Origin of the sequence: Hymenobacter sp. (assembly GCF_036388155.1) — a bacterium.
In the GTDB taxonomy this organism is placed as follows: domain Bacteria; phylum Bacteroidota; class Bacteroidia; order Cytophagales; family Hymenobacteraceae; genus Hymenobacter.
This window is the reverse complement of record NZ_DASVSI010000070.1, coordinates 52,457-71,493: the sequence shown is the minus strand read 5'-3', so window position 1 is coordinate 71,493 and position 19,037 is coordinate 52,457. Positions and strand designations below refer to the sequence as shown.

The 19,037-nt window shown below is 61.7% G+C and carries 15 protein-coding genes and 1 tRNA gene; 6 read left to right on the top strand and 10 right to left on the bottom strand.

Features of this window, described 5'->3' with window-relative positions; genetic code table 11:
- Positions 1 to 413 precede the first annotated feature (413 nt).
- A complete protein-coding gene (locus tag VF629_RS10340; RefSeq protein WP_331058403.1) occupies positions 414 to 1,679 on the top strand; it encodes an MFS transporter in 1,266 nt (421 codons plus the stop codon).
- A gap of 125 nt (positions 1,680 to 1,804) precedes the next feature.
- Here the strand turns inward: VF629_RS10340 and VF629_RS10335 are convergent.
- Positions 1,805 to 1,879 (bottom strand) — tRNA-Val (locus VF629_RS10335).
- A 189-nt stretch (positions 1,880 to 2,068) separates the two neighbouring features.
- Between VF629_RS10335 and VF629_RS10330 the strand changes: the two genes are divergently transcribed.
- The 4 genes from VF629_RS10330 to VF629_RS10315 all read left to right on the top strand — a co-directional run bounded on the left by VF629_RS10330 (position 2,069) and on the right by VF629_RS10315 (position 5,586).
- Positions 2,069 to 2,767 (top strand): porin family protein, encoded by a 699-nt coding sequence (locus VF629_RS10330; protein ID WP_331058402.1) that lies wholly within the window; start codon positions 2,069 to 2,071, stop codon positions 2,765 to 2,767.
- Between the two features lie 195 nt (positions 2,768 to 2,962).
- Positions 2,963 to 3,676 carry a porin family protein gene (locus VF629_RS10325; protein WP_331058401.1) on the top strand — a complete coding sequence of 238 codons (714 nt, stop codon included), beginning with the start codon at positions 2,963 to 2,965 and terminating at the stop codon, positions 3,674 to 3,676.
- Positions 3,677 to 3,698: 22 nt separating this feature from the next.
- Positions 3,699 to 4,208 carry a DUF6992 family protein gene (locus VF629_RS10320; RefSeq protein WP_331058400.1) on the top strand — a complete coding sequence of 170 codons (510 nt, stop codon included), beginning with the start codon at positions 3,699 to 3,701 and terminating at the stop codon, positions 4,206 to 4,208.
- A gap of 217 nt (positions 4,209 to 4,425) precedes the next feature.
- On the top strand, positions 4,426 to 5,586 hold the full coding sequence (locus VF629_RS10315) for an alpha/beta hydrolase (protein ID WP_331058399.1): 1,161 nt from the start codon (positions 4,426 to 4,428) through the stop codon (positions 5,584 to 5,586).
- A gap of 261 nt (positions 5,587 to 5,847) precedes the next feature.
- Here the strand turns inward: VF629_RS10315 and VF629_RS10310 are convergent, their stop codons facing one another.
- The 8 genes from VF629_RS10310 to VF629_RS10275 all read right to left on the bottom strand — a co-directional run bounded on the left by VF629_RS10310 (position 5,848) and on the right by VF629_RS10275 (position 16,125).
- Complete coding sequence (locus tag VF629_RS10310) at positions 5,848 to 6,426, bottom strand: type 1 glutamine amidotransferase domain-containing protein (protein ID WP_331058398.1); 579 nt, start codon at positions 6,424 to 6,426, stop codon at positions 5,848 to 5,850.
- Positions 6,427 to 6,512: 86 nt separating this feature from the next.
- Positions 6,513 to 8,378 carry a PAS domain-containing sensor histidine kinase gene (locus tag VF629_RS10305; RefSeq protein ID WP_331058397.1) on the bottom strand — a complete coding sequence of 622 codons (1,866 nt, stop codon included), beginning with the start codon at positions 8,376 to 8,378 and terminating at the stop codon, positions 6,513 to 6,515.
- Positions 8,379 to 8,467: 89 nt separating this feature from the next.
- Positions 8,468 to 8,920 carry a BLUF domain-containing protein gene (locus VF629_RS10300; RefSeq protein ID WP_331058396.1) on the bottom strand — a complete coding sequence of 151 codons (453 nt, stop codon included), beginning with the start codon at positions 8,918 to 8,920 and terminating at the stop codon, positions 8,468 to 8,470.
- Positions 8,921 to 9,180: 260 nt separating this feature from the next.
- A complete protein-coding gene (locus tag VF629_RS10295; RefSeq protein ID WP_331058395.1) occupies positions 9,181 to 10,131 on the bottom strand; it encodes a DUF6792 domain-containing protein in 951 nt (316 codons plus the stop codon).
- 166 nt (positions 10,132 to 10,297) lie between these two features.
- Positions 10,298 to 10,933 carry a hypothetical protein gene (locus tag VF629_RS10290; RefSeq protein WP_331058394.1) on the bottom strand — a complete coding sequence of 212 codons (636 nt, stop codon included), beginning with the start codon at positions 10,931 to 10,933 and terminating at the stop codon, positions 10,298 to 10,300.
- A complete protein-coding gene (locus tag VF629_RS10285) occupies positions 10,926 to 11,996 on the bottom strand; it encodes a DUF262 domain-containing protein (RefSeq protein ID WP_331058393.1) in 1,071 nt (356 codons plus the stop codon). The genes VF629_RS10290 and VF629_RS10285 overlap by 8 nt, the downstream gene beginning before the upstream one ends.
- Before the next feature lie 42 nt (positions 11,997 to 12,038).
- Positions 12,039 to 12,968: a carboxypeptidase-like regulatory domain-containing protein gene (locus tag VF629_RS10280; RefSeq protein ID WP_331058392.1), complete on the bottom strand. Its 930-nt coding sequence runs from the start codon at positions 12,966 to 12,968 to the stop codon at positions 12,039 to 12,041.
- A 745-nt stretch (positions 12,969 to 13,713) separates the two neighbouring features.
- Entirely contained in the window at positions 13,714 to 16,125 is a 2,412-nt protein-coding gene (locus VF629_RS10275) for a mechanosensitive ion channel domain-containing protein (RefSeq protein WP_331058391.1), read from the bottom strand.
- A 237-nt stretch (positions 16,126 to 16,362) separates the two neighbouring features.
- Between VF629_RS10275 and VF629_RS10270 the strand changes: the two genes are divergently transcribed.
- Positions 16,363 to 18,228 (top strand): M1 family metallopeptidase, encoded by a 1,866-nt coding sequence (locus tag VF629_RS10270; RefSeq protein ID WP_331058390.1) that lies wholly within the window; start codon positions 16,363 to 16,365, stop codon positions 18,226 to 18,228.
- A 196-nt stretch (positions 18,229 to 18,424) separates the two neighbouring features.
- On the opposite strand, the gene VF629_RS10265 is transcribed toward VF629_RS10270, so the two are convergent.
- Positions 18,425 to 18,949: an acyl-CoA thioesterase gene (locus VF629_RS10265; protein WP_331058389.1), complete on the bottom strand. Its 525-nt coding sequence runs from the start codon at positions 18,947 to 18,949 to the stop codon at positions 18,425 to 18,427.
- Positions 18,950 to 19,037: the final 88 nt, after the last annotated feature.

Here is a 19,037-nt window from a genome sequence, read left to right as displayed (position 1 = left end):
GCGGGGATTGAGGGCATGCACGCGGCGAACCCTCCAATCCCCGGCTCCGGGGCTACGTCCGGGCTTGTGGCTGGCTCCTGCGCCCCGGGTGGTCATTGGCGCCCTGTACGGCATTTTTGAGAAAGGCTGCCGCTCGCTGGAGTTTTCTGTCTTAAGCCAACAAGCTTCTGGCAGTTCCACGCGGGCCCATGTGTGGTCAAGCTGGCAACACAACCACCGTGTTTCTCGCCTTGTGGCCCTCGTTCGCCGTTGAGCGGGCTCAGCGGTGGTAGATTTAGGGCAATAACGGCCCCTTTCCCGGCCATCGTTCATCCCGGTTTACCTGCTAGTGCGGCCCAGTGCCCGGCAGCCACCACTTCCTTGGCCGAGTGTCGGCCCGACTCACCTCGGCTGCCTCGGCTGGGCCGCTTGCCATGAAAAACGAGAAACTATTGCTGGCCTTGCTGGCCGCCGTGCAGTTCACCAACGTGCTCGACTTCGTGATTATGATGCCGCTGGGGCCGCAGCTCATGCCGGCCCTGGGCATCGTACCGCGGCAGTTTGGGCTGGTGATTTCGGCCTACACCTTCAGCGCCGGGGCCACGGGGCTGGCCGCGGCCTTTTTCCTGGACCGGTTCAATCGCAAAACGGCGCTGCTGGCGCTGTACCTGGGCTTTGGGCTGGGCACCGTGGCCTGCGCCCTGGCGCCCACGTACCCGTGGCTGGTGGCCGCCCGGGTGCTGACCGGGGCCTTCGGCGGGGTGCTGGGCTCCCTGGTGCTGGCCATTGTGGGCGACGCCGTGCCCGAAAGCCGGCGGGGCCAAGCCATTGGCATCGTGATGGGCGCGTTTTCGGTGGCCTCGGTGCTGGGCATTCCTTTTGGGCTGTTCCTGGCCAGCCGCTTTTCCTGGCACCTGCCCTTTCTCGTGCTCGGCGGCCTCAGCCTGGTGGTGTGGGCCGTCATCTACTTCGTAATGCCCAGCATGACCGGGCACATCGGGCCGCGGGCCTTATCGTTGAGCGAACGGGCGTCCGACGTGCTGGGGTTGTTTCGCCGCGCCTCGGTGCGCTACGCCCTGCTGCTCACGGCCCTGCTGGTGCTGGGGCAGTTCACCGTCATTTCGTTTCTGAGCCCCTCGCTGGTGGGCAACGTGGGCTTCAGCATCAACCAGCTCAGCTACGTGTACCTGGTGGGCGGGGCCCTCACGTTCTTCACCTCCCCGCTGGTGGGCCGCCTGGCCGACCGCTACGGCAAGGTACCCGTCTTCACCCTGGCCACCCTGGCCACCATTCCCGTGCTGCTGGTCCTCACCCGGCTTGGTCCCACGCCGCTGCCGCTGGTGCTCACCCTCACGGCCGCCACGTTTGCCGTGATGGGCGGGCGCTACGTGCCCGCCACGGCCCTGGCCACCACCGTGGTGCCGCCCCGGCAGCGGGGCTCGTTCATGAGCTTGAACACCTCGGTGCAACAGCTGGCGGCCGGGGCCGCCGCGTATCTGGCCGGCCTCATTGTGCTGCAAACCAGCACCGGACGGCTGCTGCACTACGAAGTGGTGGGCTACGTGGCGGCGGCCGCCAACCTCGTGAGCCTGCTGGTTATTCGCCGCGTTCAGCCAGCACCCGCCGCGGCAATGCCTGCCGCCGGCTCTGCCCCGGAGGCGGTGGTGAATACGCCGCTGAGCGAGCAGATAACAGAATAAGGCGCTACGGCCGCCCCATTCGGCACGAGCCTCCCTTCACCCTCGACACGCTGCTTTGCCCAGACACCATAATCTGGGGGCACCCAATAAAAAACCCTCATTGCGTGCTGCAATGAGGGTTTTCGTGAGGCGTATTGGGCTCGAACCAACGACCTCCACCGTGTCAGGGTGGCGCTCTGAACCAACTGAGCTAACACCCCTGCTATGGCCAGCTCCTACCGGGTGGCTGGGTCAAAGGTAATGCGGCGAAGCAATTGCTAGGGTGGGGTCGCACTTTTTTTGGGCCTACTGTGCGGCCAGGCAACTTTCTGGGGCGGGTAAAGTATAGGTGCAAACGGTAATTAAGAATCTTTTACGACTTACCTCATATTCCTCATCTTCTTTCACCAATGAAAAAGACTCTCCTGTTTTTATTGCTGGCGGTGGCTTCCGGGCCCGCAGCTTTCGCCCAGGCAGCTCCGGGCGGCTCGCAATCCTCTAAAGACTACACTGGCGGCGCAATCGCCGAATCTGGCAACACGGGCTTCGGTATCAAGGGCGGCTATAACTTCAATACCTTGCGCGGCGACGACGTCTCGGGCATCGAGCGCGAATCACGCAACGACTTCCACGCCGGCGTGTACGGCCAGTTTGGGTTCAACGATTTTTCCTCGTTGCAAGCCGAACTGCTCTACTCCCGGCAGGGCTTTGAAGCCAACACGGGCTTTGCGGCCGGTGGAACCGCCACTACGGCGCGCCAACGCTACCGCATGGACTACCTCCAGCTGCCCATCATGTATGTGGGCAACTTCACTGAAAACCTGAGCTTTCACGTGGGTCCCCAGGTGTCACTGCTCACCAACATTCGGCGCGATGAAAATACCCTCGACATTGACGCAAATGGCTTTAACTCGCTCGACTACGGCGCGGTAGGTGGCCTTGAGGCGCGGGTGGGTCCGGCCCGCCTCGGCGCCCGCTACAACCTGAGCCTGGGCAAAATATTCGAAGACGGAAACAGCCAAACCAACACCATCAACCCGGCCTTTTCCGACAGCAAAATCTACAACAGCTTGGTGCAAGTGTACGTGGGCATCGGCTTCACCCAATAAACGGGTCGCCGACCATTACCCGAAAAAAAAGGAAGCCCGTGGGGCTTCCTTTTTTTGTGCCCGCCGCATTCTTCCCCGAGCAAAGGCCAAGGGGCTAAACCCTGATGGCTAGCTTGGGGTATTAACCCTGCTGCAAGACGGTGGGGGCACCGCGGCGGCGCTTGGCTTTCCTTGGCTCCTATTTCCATCTTACCCATGAAAAAGCACCTTCTCATTCTCTTACTGGCCGTGGCGGCGGCTCCGGCGGCCTGGGCGCAGGGCGGCGCCCTGTCATCGAAGGAATACGGCGACGGCAGCGCAGGCACCGAGTCGCGCAACACCGGCTTCGGCATCAAAGGCGGCTACAACGTGTCGGAGCTGAAAGGCAGCGGCTCCAATTTGTTTCCCAACAGCAACTCCCTCAGCTCGTTCAACGCGGGAGTGTACGGGCAGGTGGGGTTCAACAATTTTGCCTCGATGCAGGTCGAGCTGCTGTACATCCGCAAGGGCTTCCGCACCGACGAAACCACCGTCACGACGGGCGGCGTCGCCACCACCTACGCGGCCCGCGACAACCGCCTCGACTACCTGGAGCTGCCCGTGCTGTTCGTGGGCAACATCACCGAAACCCTGAGCTTCCACATTGGGCCGCAGGTGTCGCTGCTCACCAAGGTGAAAAGCGGCAGCGAAGACCTCGACCTGAACGACAACGGCTACAACAGCATCGACTACGGCGCCATTGGCGGCGTGGAGGCGCGGCTGGGCCCCGCCCGCCTGGGCGTGCGTTACGACCTGAGCCTGGGCAAAATCTACGAAAACGGCACCGTGGTGCGGTACAACAACACCGCCATTTCGGCCAACCCCATCTCCGACGATGACATCCGAAACCAATCGTTTCAGGTGTACCTCGGACTGGGCTTCGGCAAGTAGTCGGCCCGTGCCTGCCTTTCTCGTGCTACCTGCGCTTTCGGCCCCGGACATTGCCACGCTGTACCAGGCGCGCGAACTGCTACTGGGCCGCGGCCTGGCCGTGCTTTCGGCGTGGGCGCTGCTCAACCTCGTGGTGAGCGGCTACCTCGTATCGCGCGCCGACCGCCGCTACGAGTCCTATTACTTCCACGGCATGAACGTGGGCTGGGGCTTGGTGAACGCCGGGCTGGCCTGCTGGGGCGTCCTCCATCTGCACTTCACGGTGCCCGCCGGGGTGCACCTGGCCGACCTATTTTGGGAACAACGCTTCAACGAGAACCTGTTTTTACTGAACACCGGGCTGGACGCAGCCTATGTCATGACCGGCTTCTACCTGCGGGCCCAAAGCCTTGCCACGCCGTTGCGCCCCGAGCGTCTCATGGGTTTTGGCCGTTCGCTGTGGGTTCAAGGGGGTTTCTTATTGGCCTTCGATGCAGTGATGTGGGGTTTATTTCACCAGCAAGGCAATCTGCTTATTGGTCTGTTGTCGTAGCTGCGGGCTGAAATCCAAATCATTCCCGATATGAGACTCAGACCCATTTTGAGAAAGCAGCCATTCCATTCACCTTGTAATTTATGCTGCAAGCCGACTAAATTCCGCGGTTCGGCTTATAAATCAGAAACGCCCAGAGCAGCAGATGAATTTTGAGCATCGGTTCCAGCCGTACCCAACGGAAAGCAACTTTTCGTCCCCGTCGTTCAACTTCATCATGCGCCACCTCTTCTCTGCACTCGCCTTTTTCTGCATCCTCGGTTCTTTCACGGCGGCGGCCAAACCGCTCGACCGCGTGGAAGCCGTCGCCGTTACTTCGCCCGCCGGCGGGGTGCGCCTCAACGGCACCTTGCGCCTGCCCGTCGGCCCCGGCCCGTTTCCGGCCGCCGTGCTGCTGCCCGAGCGTGGCACCGATTCCCGCAATTCCGCCTCGGCTGATTACCAGTTGCTCAGCACCTTGGCCGACTACTTGGTGAGCCAGGGCGTGGCCGTGCTGCGCCTCAACAACCGGGGCCAAGGCGGCTCCGAAGGTTCGGCCAACACCGCAACCTTGGCCGAACGCTCGGCTGACGCCATTGCGGCCCTCAATTACCTGCGCACCCGGCCGCAGCTGGACGCCACTCGCCTCGGGCTCATCGGCCACGGCGAAGGCGGCAACGTGGCGCTGCTGGCCGGTTCCCAGCCGCTGGCCCCCAACTTCGTGGTGGCATTGGCAGCAGCCGGCCTTTCGGGCAAGGAGCTGCTGGCCAGCCAGCCGGCCATGTACGGCAAGGTGCTCGGCCAGGACTCGACCGATGCCCAACGCCAGCGCAAATACCGCCTCGACCTGCTGGCCGCTGAGCAGGAAGCCGCCAAAATGCGCACCCGCGGCTCCAACGCCGCCCAGGTGCAGACCTACCTCGACCAGCAGCGCCTGCGCCAAAAAGCCGCCATGCGCCGCGACGAAGAAAACCTCGTGAAGCACCAGCGCGCCATGCTCGAAATCGTGCGTCAGACGCCCGACAACAGCCAGGCCCAAGCCATTCTGGGCAACATGCTGCGTCAGCGCTACCCCAGCATCGCCCCGGCCGACTTGCAGGCCAGCGTGACCCTGCTCACCTCGCCCGCCTACCGCAGCTACCTGGCTTTCGACCCGCAGGCCAGCCTGCCCCAGGTGCAGTGCCCCGTGCTGCTACTGCAAGGCGAAGACGACGCCGAAATGGATGCCGTCCAAAACCTGAACCTGTTGAAAAAGGGCCTGCGCAACAACCCCAAAGTGTCGGAGCTGCGCTTGCCGGGCCTTACCCACGCCCTCCAGCTGTCAAAGGCCGAAGCCCCCGCACCTTACTCACCCGACGCCCAAGCCGACATCCGCGCCTGGATTATGAACCAGAATTAATATTATACTCGCAAGAAAAGGCCGAGCTGTCATTGCGAGCGCAGCGACGCAATCCGTCCTCTCCGTGCGACCAGCCAATGAAATGTGGCACACTTAATAATAAAAGCCCCGACTCAGAACAGAGTCGGGGCTTTTTTCAACAATAGCTGACCTAGAAAATTTAATTGGTCACATCTAAAAGCTTGTCGCACGGAGAGGACGGATTGCGTCGCTGCGCTCGCAATGACAGACAAGCTCGGCCGGGCGCCTTGTTATCAACCTCTAGCTGTTGCCGCCGTGCTGGGGCTCTAGCATTTCTTCCACGATTTTCTTGTTGAAGGCGGGAATGTCGTCGGGCTTGCGGCTGGTGATGAGGCCGTGGTCGGTTACCACCTCGGAGTCTTCCCAGTGGGCGCCGGCGTTGCGCAGGTCGGTTTGCAGGCTGGGCCAGCTGGTTACGCGTTTGCCGCGGGCCACGCCCGACTCCACCAGCAGCCAGGGGCCGTGGCAGATGGCGGCCACCACCTTGCCGCTGGCGGCAAACTCCCGCACGAACGTCACCACGTCCTGGTCCATGCGCAGGATATCGGGGTTCATTTGGCCGCCGGGCAGCACCAGGGCATCGTAGTCGGCGGGCTTTACTTCGGTGATGACTTTGTCGACGTTGACCTTGCTGCCCCAGTCTTTGGCCGGACCGTCCCAGCCCTTAATGGAGCCGCTTTTCAGCGAGATGACGTGCGTTTCGGCGCTCTCGCCCTCCAGGTATTTTTTGGGTTCGTCGAGTTCGGCTTGTTCGAAGCCGTCGGTGGCAATGATGGCAATTTTCTTGCCCTTGAGTTTGTCGCTGCTGAAAATGCTCATCGGTAGTGCGGTAAAGGAAAGGGCCGGATGTATTTCCGGCCCTTTCCTTTACGCCCCGTGGCGCAGTTAGTTAATAAAACATCCCCTTAGGCCTCGAACCAGTTCACGGTAAACGTGGTGCCTTCGCCCACCTTGCTGTCCACTTCCAAATGGCCGCCGCGGCTGGTGATGATGCGCTGCACCAGGTACATGCCCACGCCGGCGCCGGGAATTTCCGGGTGCTGGCGCGCAAAGGGCTGGAAAGGCTGCGCGGGCCCGTCTGCCAGGTTCATGCCCAGGCCGTTGTCCTGCACCGTGAGCACGGGCTTGTCGGGCCCGGCCAAGGTGCTGCGCATCACCACGTGCGGCGGCCGGTCGGGATGCGCAAACTTGAGGGCGTTGCTGAGCAGGTTGTGCAGAATGGAGCGCAGGTTGGCCCGGCCGTAGGTGAGCGTGGGCGCGGCGGTAAAGTCCAGCTCTACGGTGGCTTCCGACTCCTGCACCTGCGAACGCAGGCCCAGCAGCACCTCGTCGGCCACGCTGCGCAAATCCAGCGACTCGTTCGGCGCCGACAGGCCCCGCTGGTCTTGCACAGTGGCGGCCAGGTCTTGCAGCGTGAGGTCGAGCTGGCGCAGGGCCTCGTCTACCATCTTCACAATCTGTCCTTCCTGCGGGTCGCTGAAGGAAGCGGTGCGCCGCAGCTCGTCAAACAGGCCGCGCAGGTTGAGCAGGGGCTGCTTGAGGTCGTGCGAAGCCGTGTACACGAAGGTGTCGAGGTCGCGGTTGGTGCGGGCCAGCTCGTCGTACTGGGTTTGCAGCACTTCGCGCAGGCGGTGCTGGTCGTCGACGTCGGTGCAGGCGCCAAACCAGCGGGGGCCGCGCGCATCGGCCAGCTGCCGCGCCCGGATGATGTGCCAGCGGTAGCGCCCGTCGTGCCGGCGCATCCGGAACAGGCCTTCGTAGGGCGCGCCGGTGGCAATGCTTTGCACCCAGCGGCGGGCCGCGCCGGCTTGCTCGCTGGGGTCGAGCAGGGCAATCCAGCCGGTGGGGCCCAACTCTTCCGTGGTCAGGCCGGTGTAGTCGCCGGTGTACTGGTTGTAGTAGTCGATGAAGCCCTCGGCCGTGGCCGTCCAGATAAGCTCGGGAATGCTGTCGGCCAGGAAACGCAACTCCGCCTCGCCCCGGCGCAGGGCTTCGGCCAGCTCGCGCTGGTCGTGAATTTCGGTAAGGGCACCGTGCCAAAACACCGGCTTGTTGGGCGCGTGCAGCTCGGGCAGGGCGCGGCTCAGCATCCAGCGGTACTGGCCGTCGTGGCGGCGCAGGCGGTACTCGTAGTTCCAGCCGATGCCGGCCGTGCGGGCCGTTTCGGATTGGTACAGCACGCGCAGCCGGTCGTCGGGGTGAATGAGCAGGGGCCAAATGGCGGCGAGGTCGGCCGTGGGCGGCTGGCCCGTGAAGTAGTACCACTGCGGGCTCACGTACTCGTGCTTGCCTTCGGCGTCGATGGTGAAGGTGATTTGGGGCACCGTTTCGGTCAGCACCCGCAGGCGCGTGTCGAGGCGTCGGGTTTCGATGGCCAGCTCGTGGGCGCGCTGCCGGGCCTCTTCCTGCATGGTCACGTCCACGGCAAAAAGCAGCAGGCCGCTCACCGGGCCGCCGCCTTCGCGCACGGGCTCCAGGGCAATGTCGAAGTAATGCGGCGTGGGCGCTTCTTGGCCGGCCACAAGCAACGGCAGGCGGTAGGCTTTGGCCACGTAGGGCCGCCCCGACTCGTACACCTGCCCCATCACCTCCAGCAAATCGGTGGGAATGGCGCCCGGGTTTTCGGCCACGGTCTGTCCTTCCGTGGCTCCGTTTCCCAAAACGGCACGCATGGGCTCGTTCACGAAGCCGATGCGCAGCTCGGGGCCTTGCAACGTGGCCACGCCGGCGGGCATGTGCCGCAAAATGTCCTGAAGGTGCTCCTCACGCATGATTGCTCCCGAAAAAAAGGTGGGCGCCGCAGCTCCTGCACCCTCTGTGCCGCCCCAACGCGTTGGTTGCCCCGTTTGTGCCATGTGTGCTACGCATGAGCGGGTTCGGGCGCCGCAGGAGTTGCGCCGGGGCCAAACACGGCCAGCCGCACCAGGTCCACTAACGTAGCGTCGGCAATGCTCATGGTGCTGGGCGTTTCGGGCAGGTGGTCGGGCCGCAGAAACCCTTCCAAGGTTTCAAAACCGGCCGCTTCCAGCGGGTGAAAGGCCATGGACCATTCCGCAAAGCTGCGGGTCGCAATGGGTTTGTCGATGAGCTTGACCACGTTGGAGTGGCGGCCATCGCGGGATATCACCTCAAACAACGGTTCCAGAATGTGGGCTTCGCCCTCGATGAGCTGGGCAATTTTGCCGTGGCTATAAAACAGCACCCCCGTCACGTGGCGCTCAGCGTTGTCGCGGCGGCATTGGTCCAGCAGCGCCTGCAGGTCCTTGTCGGAGAGGGGATGCACGGCGCGGCTCATGTAAACAATGTGAATCATACACAAAATAACGGCGCGACCGATAGTCTCGCCAAGTGGTGCAGTCTTGCACCGCAAGCTGCACGCTAGTACGGGCAAAAAGCGCGCAGGTTATCCACGCCAAATGCCCCTCGCCGTCACTCCAAAACGCAGCGGGCAGTGCCTTCCCTTAAAAAATAAACCGAGCCGCTAATTGGCCAAAAACCCGCCACCAGCGCCGCCTGCGCCGCCGCAGGTTCTTCTTTTGCCGCGGCGGCCACACCGGGCCTTCCCCACGCCCCCTACTGCCTGCCCCGCAGCCCCGCCACCAGCCGCTGCATCTCGTGCTGCCGAAACGGCGAGGGCGAATCCAGCCCAGTGGTGAAATTGTAGCGCACCACAATAATGTCCACGTCCTTGGCAAAGCGGTTGAGGTAAACCGGCACGTAGCGAAACAGCGTCAGCGCCTCGTAGCTCTCGTACACCAGGTAGGTGCGGCGCAGGCTGCCGTGGTGCAGCCGGTCCTTTTTGGCCACGTCGAAGTAGCCCGTCAGCGGCGAGGAGTTGAAGGCAAACACCTTTTCGATGCGCGGGCTGGTGTAGCCCGCGTGCTGCGCTAGCCCGCCGCCCAGCGAGTGCCCCGCCGCGAAAATGCGCAGCCGGGGCCCGTAGGCCGAATCCAGCTTGGCCACCAGCACCGGCGTGAGCGTCCGGGCCTGCTCGTACTGGTCCCACAGCCCCGGCCGGTTGGTGAGGGGCCGCGTGTTGGCCACCCAGTCGGCAAACTCCTGGTAGTTGGTCCCCCGGAACACCAGCACCGCCAGCGGCCGGGCGCCGGGCAGGGCCTGCACCCACGCATCGTACACCAGGCCGCCCGCCATGCGCTGGCCCGGCGCCGGCACCAGCGGGTAGCGAAAGACGAAAGGCCGCCAGCCGCGCCGGGCCAGCTCGCGCCGCTCCACCGCGTACTTCGCCGTATCCTGCCGGTAGTCGGGCCGGTTGCCCGGCGCTTTCACCCCCGAATACACCACCGCGCTGAGCATGGCCATGTCGGGCACCACGATGTAGTCGTCGTCGCGCATGCGCGGCGCCAGCTCCCCCTGCGCCACCTGCACCAGCGTGCGGTGCAGCTCCCGCCCCCGGAAGCCCACCACCACGTCATCCGGCTTTTGGCAGGCGGTGAGGAGCACCAGTAACAACCCAAAAGCCAACCCCCAACCCCGCCCCTGCTCAAATGAAACCAGCTTCCGCATAAGTCCCCGCAAGGTAGCGGCATTTCCCCCAGCCCACTCCCAGATTCACCCCACCAGCACCTCCCCCGTCCCCAGCCGCCCCGTCCTCCTGTAACCGAAGCAACTAGAGACACAAAAGCCCCGCTTAGGTGACTAGGCGGGGCTTTCCATTATGCCACTCTTTATTCTACGCGGCTAGTTTGTGAGCAATTTGTGCCAATTGAGCTAAATAAACCGAAAATCTGGTTTGCGTAGGTGTAACTCTAATAATTGCGCTTAAATAACCACTTGGAGTCCTTTCTCTAGGTGGGTACCTATTATCACCTAAAACCTTTCTCTCAAATAACTTGAGGCTATGCCGGCTTTTGTGGGCTATTGCATTTCTTATAATATGACACTTCTCCAAATGCTTCTTTTCAATTACTGTAAGCTCATCGAATGGCATGCCGTTTCTGAAATATATTTTAGCTATTTCAATTGTCTTATCATAAGGAATCCAATCTATGTACCGCTTACCAGCACCGGTAACCATTTCACGGGCAATTTGTGCAGAACGAATAAGTACTCTTGGTTTAATATTATACACATCAGAGACTAAGCATTTTGCACTTGCCTTGTCAATGAGATGACCTAGAAATAATTGTTCAATAAATCCTTCTATTGCAACATGGGCACTCAAAAAAAGTGACTCATACATCAACTGGGCTGCCCGCTGTGTGACTAGGCGCCTTCTAGTAAGGTCTTCAATGCCCTTTTGTGTTGATTCAAGAGTTCTATAACGACTTCTTAACTGTATAGACAGTTGCTTGCTTTTCTTAGGCATCGGCGTATTTACTCTGAAAAAAGACAAGCCTAGTGGTTCTGCTTTGATTACTGGTTGTATCACTCCGTAAAACTTTTGCAATTTCCTCGTCAAGAACATTTTCTTGGACAATTGCAGTTGCAACTTCTAAAACAGCTACTGCTGCTTTTTTGGGAAACGGCTTCGCAGCAGCCTTGTCTAAACCGCTATTTAGTCCGAATAGCAAATCGTAGTAAAAGCTAAACAGAGTATGAAATACCGGCCTTCTTGATAGGGCAGTAGAATATATTTTATCTCCAATAGTATCACTTATAGTGTCCATAGTTATATAAAATCTTCTAGCTATTTCCTCTGAATCCGCAAACTCATTATCATATTTTTGATAAGTATTATCAAGTCCACTTTGCGTTTTACCTCTCACACCTGAGAGCATTGTCATTATCAAATCACTAGTTTCTTCGACTTCACTCATACGAGCAATTTCTCCCTCAGAAAAAATCTTCCACTCACGCCAACGGCTCAATTGGCTGTAAGCAAGGTTATAGACTAGCGTTTTAAAAACACCAAAGAACTTGGCATTTCTTAATTCTTGATTATTTAATTTTATACCAGTGGCATTCATCCTTGCAAAAATTTGCAGCACTTCCCTATCCTCAGTTTCAGGAGGCAGTACATGAACGCTAAATTCGTAGGACAAAATTTTACGCTTTATGTCATTTGGCAGCTGACTAAAAGCCTTATTCGCCAGGGTTTCGTTGTGATTTTTTTTAATTGTAAAAAAATCCGTTATCTCATTATAGTCTTTGAGATGCTCTGGAGCAATATATGTAAGCAAGGTTCGAAGCCTTTGTTGACCATCTACAACCTCACGATAAGGCTCTAATGTGTCCAAATTGGTCTGCTCTCGCAGAAAAATAATTGGCATTGGCAAACCTTGAAGGACAGTATCAAGCAAGAATGATTTAGCTGCGGCCGGCCAAACAGCACGCCTTTGAAAGCTTGGGCTTAGAACCAATGATTTAGAGCGCTGCCAGGACAAAAAGTCGCTTACTTTATAAACGGTACGTGTGATTACTAAATCCATTACGGCTTTGTATTATTTGCAATTTGAGGAAAGGTAGCCCTCTTATATACTTTTCCCCATCACCCCATCCACCCGCTTCTTCACCCCCGCCTCCACCGTCACCGCTAGCTCCTGCCGCACGTACCCGGCCCCGCTAAACGCCACCGCGTAGTCCCCCGCCGACACCGCCAGCGCAAACCGCCCGTCCGCGTCGCTCACCGTCGCCCCCGGTTTCGGCCCCGTCACCTCCACCGTCACCCCCGCCGCCGGCGCCCCATCGGCCAGCGTCAGCGTCCCGCGCACCCCCGCCTGCCCCGCGCCCCGCACAATGCTCAGCAAGTACTCCGTCTGAAACAGCCGCGCCACCTCCGGCTGCCGCAGGAAAATGCGCTGCCCGTCGCGCCCCATCTTCACAAACTCCTCGTAGCAATCCAGCAGCGCCGTGCCCCGCGCGCCCGTGCCCTGCTGCGCCGCCGCCCGCTCCTGGTTAAACCGCCCAATCAGCAGCTGCACATCGGCCCCTTCCGCCGCCAGCCGCGCCGCAAACGCCGGGGGCATCTCGCCCGCCCCCTCCAGCTCCGCCTTTTGCGCCGCCACAAAGCCCACCGCCGAGTTCACCAGCGCCGTCATCGCCGGCCAGTCGCGGTTCGCCGCCCGCTCGTAGCTGCCGTAGCCCGCCGCCTCGCGCATCGCCTTGTAGCCCGTCGGCGTCGGAAACGCCCCCTCAATGTAGCCCTCCAGCTGCTGCCACACCTCCAGAAACTCGCGCCCCTGCTCCACCAGCTCGCCCCGCGTCATTTCCGCCGCCGCGTCGCGCGCCGCCTCGTCGGGCAGCGCCTCCGCCGCCTTCAGCCGCGCCAGGGCCGCCGCCGCCAGGGCCGCCGTGTAGCTCGTCTTGTATTCCCCAAACGTGGGCTGGTTATCGAGGTAGTTCTGCCAGGCCAAAGGCAATAGCAGCGCCAGGTCGCTCTGCGACATCGGGAGGGTTTTCATACCGTTCAGGGGTAGACTGTTGTGATTAGGTTGGCCCAAATGTAGGCCGATAAACTCATCCATATTCCTACATCTTCCCGGCACCTCCCCGATAGAAGAAAAGTGCAAAACCAAGCCCTCCCCAGCCCCCCACTTTCACCCCCGCCGCCCCCGTGCTCGCTCCCGCCCCGGCCACCCGCGCCCCAGGCCGCCCTTCCGCCATTTCCGCCCCCTCCACCTCGCCTCCGGCCCCCCAATAAGCCATTCCCGCTCCCTCCTCGCCCATTTCGGCCCGCCCCTCGCCCCCGCAGTCCGGCTCCTATTCCGTTCCACGCGGCGCATACGCCGCTCCGCGCCGCCCATATTCCGTTCCGCAACCGGCATATTTTGTTCCTCGGCGGTACCCGAAACATCTCATTTCCAACACCAGCCCACCCCCTCACTCCTCCTCATCCCCACAGCGCCACCAGCCCGTCCCGCGCCACCAGCCCGTCACACACCACCAGCCCGTCATGCAGAGCCCAGCCCGTCACGCACCACCAGCCCGCCCTGCACTATCAGCCCGCCCTGCACTATCAGCCCGTCATGCAGAGCGCAGCGAAGCATCTCGCGTGCCACCAGTAATTCTTTTCGACGATTGGTTTACTACCACACGCGAGATGCTTCGCTACGCTCTGCATGACGTTCCACGCAAGATGCTTCGCTGCACGCTGCATGACGTTCCATGCAAGATGCGGCGCGCTGCCCGACGGTCTAGTAAGAAGTCCTACCCCAGCTGCAAGCCCTTGGCCTGAAACCGCCGGTAAATCCCCGCCAGCAGCTCGCTTTTCGTCAGCTGCTCCTGCCGGATGTTGGTAATCCAGAACAGCACCTTCAGCTCGTACACCTGCCCGTTGATGCCGCTGAGCAGCACCTCGGCCGGGTGCAGGTGGAGCGTGTAGGGGCTGCTGCTGATTTCCTCCTGAATCAGCTCGCGGGCCGTTTGCAGGTCGGCCTGCAAGTCGGTTTCGGGGTTGCCGGCCGTCATTTTCAGGGCCAAATCCACCCGGATGTGGTCATTCGTCCGCGTCCAGTTGATGACGTGCTGCGAGAGCAGGTCGCCGTTGGGCAGGATGATTTCGGAGCCCGTCGCCGACACCAGCTTGCTCGACCGAATGCCGATGTCCTGCACCCGCCCCGACTTCCCCGCCACCTCAATGAAGTCGCCCACGTGAAACGGCCGCTCAAAAATCAGGATAATGCCCGACACCAGGTTGTTCACAATGCTCTGCAAGCCCAGGCCAATGCCCACGCTCAGCGCCCCAAACACGATGGCAATCTTGCTCAGCGGCAAGCCCGTGGCCGCCGTGGCCAGCGCAAAGCCCACCAGCACCAGCAGCAGCCGCAGCGCCACCAGCCACGACCCGCGCCGCCGCGAGTCCGAGCTGTCGTCGTCGCCCACCTCCCCAAAAAAGTAGCCGATGTACCGCTGCAGCTGCGCCGAAACGTAGAGAATCACGAAGAACAGCAGAATATTGCCGTAGGTAAACTCCGTGCTGCCCAGCACCCGCGGCGCCGTCAGAAAATGCTCAAAAACGCCGTAAATGACCCCGTACAGGTTCAGGTTCGACGTGAACACCACCAGCCACAGCGCCCCCGCCAGCACCGTGAGCAGGCGCATCAGCTGCGGCTCAATCTTGGCGTAGTCGAAGCTGGCCACGCCGCCTTCGCTGCCCCGGCTGCACAGCATCTGCAAGTGAAACGCCTCCGTGAACACCTGAATGAACACCGCCAGCCCAATGGCCTGCGTCAGCCCAAAAATGGCCGCCGTGCTGAACATCTTCGCCAGGCTCAGCCGCCCCACCACGTTGCACACCACCGCCAGGCCATTCAGCGCCACAAACAGCCCCGCCACCGGCACCAGAAACCGCAGCTTCTCCAGGGTCTCGCGCAGGCGCCACAGCAGGAAAGTTCCCACGCCCACGGCCAGCGCGTTGAGCCCCAGCAGCCCCCACCGAGCCCACAAGCCGCTATCGGCCCGGGCGTTGGTCAGGCTCAGCCACACAAAAAACCCCACCAGCCCCAGCCAATACAGAAACAGCCGCCGCGGCCAGCTCCGCGCAAACACCGCCGTGAGGGCCACCAGCAGCAACAGCTGCAGCAGCGCCAGGTAAATGGGCGGCGGGTGCAGCTCCAGCGCCGGCGCCAGGCTGAACATCACCACCAGCGTGGCCGCCACCGGCCCCGGCCGCAAGTAGCTGAACGGCTCCTCCATCACCAGGTTCTGGGCCTTCGCCCGGCGGTAGTTAACCGTGACCCAGGCGTAGAACCCCAGCCCAATCAAGACCATGTAGGCCCAGTTGTCCCAGTTATTAGCGAAGTAAAAGCCGACGATTTCGCGCCGGTACTTCCCGGCTTTGGCGGCATCGGGGTGGGCCGGGGCCGTGGGAATGGAGCGCGCCTCCCACAGCGGCGGGTAGTTGGCCTTCACATTGGCGCGCCCAAAGCGCCGCATCTGGTCGCCCACTTCGTCCTGCAGCTCCATGCCCTGGATGTAGCTGGCCGCTACCAGGGTCTGCAGCTGCTTCACCTTCATAAAGCGCTTGGCAAGCAAGCCCCCAATGCGCTGCTGCCGGGCCTGCAGCGCCGAGTCGGAACGTTCCAGCGCCAGGGCGGTGGCGTTGGGGTTGAGGGCGCGGGCGGGTGGCGCGGGCAGGCTCCTGAGGCGCACTTGCATGGCAGCCAGCTGCTTGTTGGCCACGCCCAGCGCCGCCCGCCACTCGGCCAGCTGGTTCTGAATGGTGCCCAGCATCAGCTGGCACATTTGCAGCTGCTTAATGTCGACCACCTCGCCCTTCTGCTTCACGGTGAACTGAATGGCCTTGAGGTTTTCCACCACATCAGGCAGCTCCTCGGCCAGTCCGCGCGTGTCGAACACCTGCCGCACCTGGCCCGAAATGCCGCTGAGGGTGGTGTAGCCCACTTCCAGGCGGTAGGAATCATCGCGCACCACGGTGTCCAGCGCCGTCGAGTCGGCCGGGGCGGCCACGGGCGGCGGGGCGGTTTGGGCCGCCGCCGGAGCCAGCAGCCACAGCCACACGAGCAGCGTAGCGAGGCCGCGCCGCTCGGTCATCACTTCATCTCTAAGCGCTAGTATTTTCCACTTCAAGCCTAGTATTTCCCTATCAAAAAACGTCATATCAAATAGCTAAGGCCCGAAATTTACGCCCGCCAACCCGAAGAAGCTGGGCGCTACCCCAAGTCCCGGCCGGTCCGACCGCCCTAGGCGGTCCGACCGGTTGCCGCTAAATCGGCTTATGAGGATGAGGCGAGAACCGGTCGGACCGCCTAGGGCGGTCGGACCGGACCGGAGCGGGGCTTACTTTTGCTGCTACTCGCTGCAACGCCTCCCAACCCTTCCCCGTCTGTGCTTCCTATGATTCGAATTTTCCTTGCCCTATTGCTTCTGACTGGCCTCACTGCCCCCGCCGCCGCGCAGCAGGCCCTTTACATGCCGCGCGACATCCAGCAGGCCTACGCCAAAGGCACCCGCTCGCCCGACGGCAAGCCCGGCCCCAAATACTGGCAAAACCGCGCCCGCTACGACATCACCGTGACCGCCGCGCCGCCCGCCCGCGACATCCGGGGCCGCGAAACCATCACCTACTTCAACAACAGCCCCGACACGCTGCGCCAAGTGGTGCTGCGCCTCATCATGAACATTCACCGGCCCGGCGTGTCGCGCGACGGCGACGCCTCGCCCGATTACCTCACCACCGGCCTCGTCATCGACACCTTGGCCGTGGCTGGCCAGACGCGCCCCCTCCCGCCCAACCTGGGCCTGGGCACCATTCAAGGCGTGCGCCTGCCCAAGCCGCTGGCCCCGCGCGACTCGGTCAAGTTCGCCATTGCCTGGCACTACCCCATCTCGGTGGAAAGCGGCCGAGAGGGCATGATTGACCCCACCTCCTACTTCCTGGCCTACTTCTACCCCCGCATCGCCGTCTACGACGACTACGCCGGCTGGGACCGGATTCCCTTCGTCGACAGCAAAGAGTTTTACAACGATTTCAACGACTACACCCTGCGCGTGAAAGCGCCGGCCAACTTCATTGTGTGGGCCACCGGCACGCTCCAAAACCCCGACCAGGTCCTGCAGAAAGCCGCCGCCAAGCGCCTCAAGCAGTCCCTCACCAGCGACAAAGTTATTCGGGTGGCCACCGCCGCCGACCTGGCCAAGAAAAGCATCACCGCCCAGCAGCCCATGAACACCTGGGTCTGGACCGCCAAAGACATTTCCGACGTAACCGTGGGCCTCAGCGACCACTACGTCTGGGACGCCGCCAGCGTGGTAGTGGACGCCAAAACCAAGCGCCGCGCCAGCATGCAAGCCGCCTACGCCGACTCCACCGTCGGCTTCCGCGAGTCCGTCAAACACGGCCAGTACGCGCTGGGCTGGTTTTCGAACCCCAAGAACTGGCCCGGCGTTGCCTATCCCTTCCCCAAAATGACGGCCTTCCAGGGCTTTGCCGACATGGAATACCCCATGATGGTGAACGACAGCCCGCAGCGCGACCCCGTGTTCGCCCAGTTTGTGCAGGACCATGAAATTGCCCACACCTGGTTTCCCTTCTACATGGGCATCAACGAGAGCCGCTACGCCTACATGGACGAAGGCTGGGCCACCACGTTTGAGTTGCTCATTGGCCGGAGCGAGCGCGGCGCCGCGGCCGAGGAGCTCTACAAGCAGTTCCGGGTGAACCGCTGGATTAACGACCCCTCCACGGCTCAGGACCTGCCCATCATCACGCCCAGCTATGAGTTGCGCGCCGGCTACGGCAATAACGCCTACGGCAAGCCCTCGCTCAGCTACTTCGCGCTGAAGGACATGCTCGGCGACAACCTGTTCAAGCAGTGCTTGCACGCCTTCATGGACCGTTGGCACGGCAAGCACCCCATTCCGTGGGACTACTTCAACTCCTTCAGCAACACCGCCGGCCAGGACCTAACCTGGTTTTTCAACAACTGGTTTTTCACCAACCACTACATCGACCTGGCCGTGGCCCCCGTGACGGGCACCACCGTCACCGTCCAGAACATCGGCGGCTTCGCCGTGCCCTTCGACGTGGCCGTGGAATACACCGACGGCACCAAAGCCACCCTGCACCAGTCGCCCGCCGTGTGGCAGGCCAACCAGCGCCAAGCCACCATCACCCTGCCCAAAGCCGCTAAATCGGTCACGCTGCAAGGCGGCATCTTCATGGACGCGACGCCCAACGACAACACCTGGGCCCAGCGGTAGCGCCCACCCGTCATTGCGAGCGCAGCGCGGCAATCCGTCCTCTCTGTGCGACCAGCCCCAAAGTCGTGACAAACTCATAAAAAAGCCCCGGCACTGCGCAGTGCCGGGGCTTTTCACATCGTGGGGACTAGTCGCTGAGAACAGGACGGATTGCCGTGCTGCGCTCGCAATGACTGGTATCGGCTTTTCTTATTCGTCATTCGTCTGCCCCGGCGTTGCGGCGCTGGTTTTTCAGCTCGCGGCGCACCTGCTTCACCCGCTCGTCAAACCCGTCGGGGTCGTAGTCGATGGTGTCTACGTCGACCTCATCGAGCAGGTCCATCATGGCGTTGGCGTGGTCGGTGCGGGTGCCGGCGGGCATGGTCACGTAGGTCATTTCCGACCACAGCAGGGCCAGCAGGCGGCTGCCGTCTTCGCTGCGCATCTGCATTTCCAGCACCAAGTTGGAGTTGTCGAAGTGAATAAGCTGACTGAGAATGCGCACTTTGGCGCCCTGCCGGGCCGGCTTGAGGTAGCTGATGTGGTGCTTGGTGATGACCCAGGCCGCGTTTTGCTCACGGGCCAGCTCACCCATGTTCAGGGCGTAGTGCTCGGAAGTGTGGTCTTCGCGGGCGTTGAGGAAATAATCGAGGTAGCGGGCGTTGTTGAGGTGGCCCAGCATGTCGCAGTCCTGGAAGTGGACGCGGTACGTGGTTTCGGGCGTTTGGATGAGGCGTGGCATAAGCAGCGGGTATTGCGAGCGGGCAAAGGTCGGAGCAAATGAGGATGTAGCGGGCAACGTGGCATTTTACTCCCGCGGGACCTCCCCC

Coding starts and splice junctions, on each gene's coding strand:
- VF629_RS10340 (WP_331058403.1), top strand. CDS start 414: ATGAAAAACGAGAAACTATTGCTGGCCTTGCTGGCCGCCGTGCAGTTC.
- VF629_RS10330 (WP_331058402.1), top strand. CDS start 2,069: ATGAAAAAGACTCTCCTGTTTTTATTGCTGGCGGTGGCTTCCGGGCCC.
- VF629_RS10325 (WP_331058401.1), top strand. CDS start 2,963: ATGAAAAAGCACCTTCTCATTCTCTTACTGGCCGTGGCGGCGGCTCCG.
- VF629_RS10315 (WP_331058399.1), top strand. CDS start 4,426: ATGCGCCACCTCTTCTCTGCACTCGCCTTTTTCTGCATCCTCGGTTCT.
- VF629_RS10310 (WP_331058398.1), bottom strand. CDS start 6,426: ATGAGCATTTTCAGCAGCGACAAACTCAAGGGCAAGAAAATTGCCATC.
- VF629_RS10305 (WP_331058397.1), bottom strand. CDS start 8,378: ATGCGTGAGGAGCACCTTCAGGACATTTTGCGGCACATGCCCGCCGGC.
- VF629_RS10300 (WP_331058396.1), bottom strand. CDS start 8,920: ATGATTCACATTGTTTACATGAGCCGCGCCGTGCATCCCCTCTCCGAC.
- VF629_RS10295 (WP_331058395.1), bottom strand. CDS start 10,131: ATGCGGAAGCTGGTTTCATTTGAGCAGGGGCGGGGTTGGGGGTTGGCT.
- VF629_RS10290 (WP_331058394.1), bottom strand. CDS start 10,933: ATGCCTAAGAAAAGCAAGCAACTGTCTATACAGTTAAGAAGTCGTTAT.
- VF629_RS10285 (WP_331058393.1), bottom strand. CDS start 11,996: ATGGATTTAGTAATCACACGTACCGTTTATAAAGTAAGCGACTTTTTG.
- VF629_RS10280 (WP_331058392.1), bottom strand. CDS start 12,968: ATGAAAACCCTCCCGATGTCGCAGAGCGACCTGGCGCTGCTATTGCCT.
- VF629_RS10275 (WP_331058391.1), bottom strand. CDS start 16,125: ATGACGTTTTTTGATAGGGAAATACTAGGCTTGAAGTGGAAAATACTA.
- VF629_RS10270 (WP_331058390.1), top strand. CDS start 16,363: ATGATTCGAATTTTCCTTGCCCTATTGCTTCTGACTGGCCTCACTGCC.
- VF629_RS10265 (WP_331058389.1), bottom strand. CDS start 18,949: ATGCCACGCCTCATCCAAACGCCCGAAACCACGTACCGCGTCCACTTC.